General features: G+C 37.1%; 6 protein-coding genes and 1 pseudogene. 4 read left to right on the top strand and 3 right to left on the bottom strand.

The features are described from left to right. Positions 1 to 59: 59 nt before the first annotated feature. Positions 60 to 1208, top strand: coding sequence for a cellulase N-terminal Ig-like domain-containing protein (locus JCM21531_RS23175; RefSeq protein ID WP_243467870.1), 1149 nt, complete (start codon positions 60 to 62; stop codon positions 1206 to 1208). After that, a complete protein-coding gene (locus tag JCM21531_RS23170) occupies positions 1163 to 2527 on the top strand; it encodes a glycoside hydrolase family 9 protein (protein ID WP_243467869.1) in 1365 nt (454 codons plus the stop codon). Before JCM21531_RS23175 ends, JCM21531_RS23170 begins: the two co-directional genes overlap by 46 nt. A 76-nt stretch (positions 2528 to 2603) precedes the next feature. On the opposite strand, the pseudogene JCM21531_RS16350 reads toward JCM21531_RS23170, so the two are convergent. Beyond that, positions 2604 to 3023: pseudogene (locus JCM21531_RS16350) on the bottom strand (IS701 family transposase); the annotation flags it as partial. Positions 3024 to 3523: 500 nt separating this feature from the next. Between JCM21531_RS16350 and JCM21531_RS23165 the strand changes: the two are divergent. Together JCM21531_RS23165 and JCM21531_RS23160 are read left to right on the top strand one after the other, a co-directional pair. Continuing rightward, the gene (locus tag JCM21531_RS23165) at positions 3524 to 3877 is read left to right on the top strand and encodes a hypothetical protein (protein ID WP_243467868.1); all 354 of its coding nucleotides are present in this window, start codon (positions 3524 to 3526) and stop codon (positions 3875 to 3877) included. A gap of 188 nt (positions 3878 to 4065) precedes the next feature. Then, positions 4066 to 5010, top strand: a complete 945-nt coding sequence (locus JCM21531_RS23160; RefSeq protein ID WP_243467867.1) for a methyl-accepting chemotaxis protein — start codon at positions 4066 to 4068, stop codon at positions 5008 to 5010. Positions 5011 to 5127: 117 nt separating this feature from the next. Here the strand turns inward: JCM21531_RS23160 and JCM21531_RS18080 are convergent, their stop codons facing one another. Beyond that, positions 5128 to 5409, bottom strand: a complete 282-nt coding sequence (locus JCM21531_RS18080; protein WP_054847165.1) for an S-layer homology domain-containing protein — start codon at positions 5407 to 5409, stop codon at positions 5128 to 5130. Positions 5410 to 5423: 14 nt separating this feature from the next. After that, positions 5424 to 6023: S-layer homology domain-containing protein (locus tag JCM21531_RS18810; RefSeq protein ID WP_173400208.1), on the bottom strand; the 600-nt coding region annotated here is incomplete at its 5' end.

Raw genomic sequence — 6023 nt, 5'->3', positions numbered from 1 at the left:
GGGTAATTTTTTAGGATAAAAACAAGTAACTAAACTAAATATTATGCGAGGAGGGTTTTATGAATATTAAACGTTTGTTGGCTTTTTGTCTTTTTATTGCAGTAGTATTTACCTCTGCAATTGGACCTGTGAATGTAGCTAATGCAAGTGCTCCTGCCGGATGGAGAGACCTTCCGGATTTTTATGTATTCAAAGATAAGTTCAGCGGTTGGGCCGGAAGTGGTGCAGATGAATTGGAAACGGTAAATGGCAGTTTGCCTGTTGACACCCAAGTTACATATGAAAATCTACCTTCATTGAGACTTAATGTTAGAACAACGTTATCATCATATTGGATGACGGTTATACTTTGTCTGGCTGAATGGAACTGCCATGATGTATCAAGGTATGTTCCGAACGGATACCTTGAATTTAATGTAAAAGGCAAAAATGGCGGGGAGCAATTTTTAATCGGTGCGGTCGATCATGTAGCAGAACGTCCGTCGGGTGTTGAGAAGACTATAACTAGGCCGATAACAGATTATTGCACCATTACCACAGAGTGGCAACATGTAAAGATACCTTTAACGGATATTTTAGATCCGTCACTTGGCATGGACCCATATAATGCAAAGGCTATCGTTCTGGACAAAGTAAATTTAGATCCGTTTTGTGTTTGGATAAACCAGCTTAAAATAACTTCTCCCGATAAAGAAAATGCTTTTCCGGCTATAAAAGTAAATCAGGTTGGTTTTTTGGAATCTTCTGAAAAATATGCCTTTGTCAGTGGATTTGAAGATGATTTTAATGCCACTGTCGGAACAGAGTTTCAGGTAAAAAGAGTTTCAGACGACTCGGTTGCTTATAGCGGACAATTGGTTCTCGTTGCGGATTATGATGCATATGATTCGGGAGAAAGGGTTTTTAAAGCTATATTTACCGACCTTAAAGAACCCGGTGAATATTACATTACGGTTAATGCAGAAGGTATAGATGCTTCTCCTAAATTTAAGATAGGAAATGACATTTATAAATCTTTATTGGTTGACGCCTCAAGATACCTTTATTATCAACGTGCCAATATAGACCTTGAGGCTCCGTATTGTACCGATTATCCAAGAAAAGATAAGACACCTCAGGATTTCAATTGTGCCTTTGCTCCAATCCATCAATTACAAAAGATGTGTCAAAAGGATGGTACGATGCCGGCGATCCTAATAAGTATGTAATTACCGGGGCACAGACAGCATCAAATCTATTGAGTGCTTATGAGATGTACCCGGAGGTATTCTATGATAACCAAAATAATATTCCTGAAAGCGGCAACGGCGTTCCTGATATACTTGATGAGGTTAGATGGGAACTTGAGTGGATTTTGAAAATGCAAGATCCCGAAAGCGGCGGTTTTTATTGCTGTGTCACTTTTACAGACAACTTTTCAGGTGGCCAAAGGGTTATAATGGATAAAAAAGACAATATCGGAAATATAAAATCGACAAATGATACCGCAGCTGCCGTCGGGGTTTTAGCCCAGGCTTCATTGATATATTCGAAGTATGACCCCACCTTTGCCAATGAGTGTTTAGATGCTGCTAAAAGAGGATGGACGTTTCTTCTACAAAATCCAGATAATATTAAAGCCCCAGGTGGAGCTTATGCTACAGACAACGATGAATGTTCAAGGTTTTTCGCTGCAGCTTCTTTGTATAGGGCTACAGGCGATTCAAGTTGTCATGATTATGTTAAGTCAAACTATAAGAAAGTTTATTCAAGTGAATACGGAGATGGTTCTTTTGGTTGGGAAAATGGATTTTTCAATTACATGAAAGCCAAAAACCGTGACAGTGATGTTGAAAGCTGGTTTAGAGACAGTTTTACCAAATGGGCAAATAACAAAATAAATAGAGTAAAAAACAATCCTTGGGGTAATGTAATTGAATACGGTAATTATTACTGGGGAAGTAACAGTGTAATACTTGGTTGTCCTAGGGAAGTTTTACTTGGATCGGCTATTTTCGGGATAAATTCTGAGGAAGTTAATATGATGGCTCTTTCTTCATTAAACTGGATTTTAGGTGCCAATCCTATGAGAAAGAGCTTTGTATCTGGGTATGGCGATGATTGCATTAAAGAAATATTCGACACATGGAGTCAGGACGGATTACCGGGAATTCCTAAAGGAATTATGCCGGGAGGTCCTAATAAATATAATGGTGCAAATATATCGATATTTCCTGCCAAATGCTATATGGAAAGTGCCGCCGAATTTACAACAAATGAACATACTACAGGATGGAATTCCCTTCTTGTGTTTATGGCAGCATATGTTAACAGTATACCAATATCAACACCAACACCTCAAAAGAGTCCTGACTTAAACAAAGACGGAGTTATTAATCTAGAAGATATTATTTTAATAGCTAAGGTATTTAATTCGGTACGCGGAGACGACGAGTATATTGCATCATACGACTTAAACAGCGATGGTTCAATAAATATGGCAGATGTAATGATTATTGTTAAAGTTTTTAATACTATTATCTCATGATGTTTAATAAATAATAATTATTTATCATGAGAAGTATATATTTGCCTATACAAGAGAAAGTAAACGACAAAAATTTCTATCGTTTACTTTCTTTATCAAGACTTACCCCTTTTTCTGCACAAGAGTATGCAAACTTGGCAATACAGGCCATATATTGTTTGCGGAAACCTTCATATCTGTATACGTAATAGTTATCGTCCCCTGCTGTAACTGTGCAGGTTTCGTTACTACGTATATGGGTGGCAAATTCTTTGACATTAGTCTTAATGCCGCCTGGGTAAATCACACGATTGGATGTACGATATCCTCTATTAAGAGCATGAAGCATCAATTTTCCTGATGTATACCAAGCGTCTACAAGTAAGTACGTAGTTTCTGTAACAGGCATGAATTCATCAATTAACTGCATTGCCAGTTGCTGCTTATTCTTAAAAAGCTTCTTGGCTTTTTGTCCAAAGAACTGCTTTCTAAGATAGAGCTTAAAGTTAAGTGGTAAGATCATTAATCTAAATTTCACGTCCTGATATTACATATTTTGTCACAAGATGTTTGCTAAGTTTAAAAAGCCGGGTATTGCTCCCAGCAGATTAGACTTCTTTTTGTTTTAAGTTTCAAATTTTCTTAATTTGTGCTTCAGGCATTATACATATGCTTTCTTATTAGATACTTCCCCTTACCCTTGCCCCTAGTGTATAAGTAGTATTTTTCTCTTCATTTATATAATCATACAAGTAGAATTTAACAAATTACTACCGTTATTCCTATAAGATAGTTGCCAAACTTCCGGAAAAAAGAGGTATATAAACAATTCAATAATTTTACCGATAATAGTTATGTCTATCATAAAGATCAAATAAGTCGCAACGCATTCTTAGTGAAATTATAGTTTTCAATACAACAATCATAATGAAAACTTATAATTTATATAAGCAATACTTTGTATAAATATGGATATTAAATAAATACATTTCTTTTTATACAAAAGGAGGATTTATTATGCAACACGATACCTATAATGTTCAAAGAGTTCACAAAGTAAGTCTTGCGATAACAAGTCTAATTATAGGCTGTATGGTTATTAACGAAATCATAACTGGCGGATTAAAACTTGGACTTCTAACTTTTCTCCGGGCTTCACCATGTATTATTTTGGGTGTAATAAATTACTATTTGCCCATAAATAAGTATGTTAAAGCTCTTATTTTCGGAATAGTCCCCTGTGTAAGCATGATCATTCTCTCTTTTTCATTTGGATTTGCATTATGGAGACATTATAATATTCTTTGTACTATAGCTCTTATGGCGTTATACTTTAAAAAAGAAGTTATATTAGCCACGGAGTCATTGTAAACATTTTAATTATTGGCGCCTATATAATAAAACCCGAGAATATAGCCGGTCCTAACACCACACTCCCTGTTTTTATCTTTGTACTAATAGTACTCAATGGTATAATTGGTCTGCTGTACTATTTAAGTAAATGGGGAAGAGAACTGGTTATCGAATCATACAACAAACAAGTAAAAGCAGAAGAATTATTGGATGAATTGAAGAATACCTTTGTAAAGTTGGAAAATACTACAGGTATTATTGATAACGGAATAAACAAATTGAACGATAATATAAGTAATATTAGTGAATCAAGTCAAAACATAACTACTTCAATGCAGCAGATGTCCAAATCAATACAGGAGGAATCCTATAGTGCTTACGCAATAAATAATGCCATGTCAGAATCTCTGGAAATGGTAAGTGAAACCCGGAAAATCTCCGAAGGAATCTCAGGTAAATCCAGGTTAATGAGTGAAAGAGTAAGAGAAGGATGGAATAAAATAGAGCAAATGAATAATCAGATCGGTATTATCAGCAATTCCATAACCACAGCCAATACAACTGTATCTGAGCTTCAAACAAGTATGACAAAAGTCAATACTCTCTTGGAAGGTATAACACAAATCGCAGAACAGACAAACCTATTGGCTCTTAATGCTGCTATAGAATCAGCTCGTGCGGGAGAGCATGGGAGAGGATTCGCTGTCGTTGCTGATGAGGTAAGAAAACTGGCAGAAGAAAGTACACGAATAGTGAAGGATATAACACAGGTGACAACAGGATTATTCAACAAATCCCATGAAGCCTCTGAAAAGGTTAACCATGGTGAAAATGCTACAAAGGAAGGTAAAAAGATTATACAGAATATATCCACATATTTTAAGGATATTATAGACGCATTCAATGAAACCAATACAGAAATAGTAAAAAGCATGGATACAATCCAGCGCGTTGCAGATAGTTTTGAGAAAGTTCAAACTCAGATGGAAAATATGGTAAGCATATCACAGCAGAATGCAGCATCTACCGAGGAAGTACTGGCAACCATCGAAGATGAGAATAGCCAGATAAAGCAAATAAGCGATTTCTTTCGCGAATTACAGGAATTAAGCGGACAGTTAAAACAGTTAACAGATAGCAAAAGCATTTGAAGACAGTTTCTATAATTAGGACTTACACCAGCCCATGTTATGGTACAAAATTGTGGGAAGAATAAAATATCCTGCTGTTAATCACTACAATTATCAGCAGGATATTTTTTACTTTTATCAGTTGTTAAGTATAGCAGCCATTATATCCCCAAAGGCCCAGTAACTCTTATCAACGTCGGTGAAATAAGGTTCTGCATTCGATACTGCTTCAATGCCCAACACTCTGTTTATTAGTGTAACACATTCAGAACGCTTTATATTGTTATTAGGTCTAAAGGTACTATCAGGATAACCTTTTACATAACCCTTTGATATGAGCGTGTTTATGTAATTCTGTGCCCAATGCCCTTTAATGTCTGTAAGTTCATTTTCGTCTAGACTTGCCAAATCCATTTTCATGTAGTTTCCAAGGACTACACAAAGCTCGGCTCTCGTAATATATCGGTCAGGTTATATGTTCCATCTTCATAGCCCCTAAAGTATCCTTTTTCAGCTACATAAGCTATTGCCCATGCTGCCCAGTGGTCTTTAGGAACATCTTCAAACTCAATACCTGTCTGATTATCCTTTGAAGCTCCGTCCAGATTTGCAAGTATTACAGCCATTTCTGCTCTGGTAATGCTTTGCTCCGGCCTAAATGTATTGTCACTATATCCTCTAATATATGCTTTATTGTTCTTTCCTGATGTAGGTATATCAGTTGTTGGTTCGGTCTCCGGATCACTTGGTTCAGTTGGATTATTCCCAGGATTGCTTGGCTCAACTGGGTCTGTTACAGGATTGCTTGTATCGTTCGGCTCATTTGGATTTCCGGCTCCTGGGTTTCCTCCTGAGTTTCCGGCTCCTGGGTTTCCTCCTGGATTTCCGCCTCCTGGGTTTCCTCCTCCGGGTTCTCCTGTTTCAGGTTCTCCCGTTCCCGGTTCTCCCGTTCCCGGTTCTCCTTTACCTGGTTCTCCTGTTCCTGGTTCTCCTGTTCCTGGCTCTCCTGTTCCTGGCTCTCCTGTTCCTGGCTC

The organism is Acetivibrio straminisolvens JCM 21531 (genome assembly GCF_000521465.1).
Classification (GTDB): Bacteria; Bacillota; Clostridia; order Acetivibrionales; family Acetivibrionaceae; genus Hungateiclostridium; species Hungateiclostridium straminisolvens.
The sequence above is the reverse complement of the archived record's forward strand: the minus strand, read 5'-3'. Positions and strand labels throughout refer to the sequence as shown.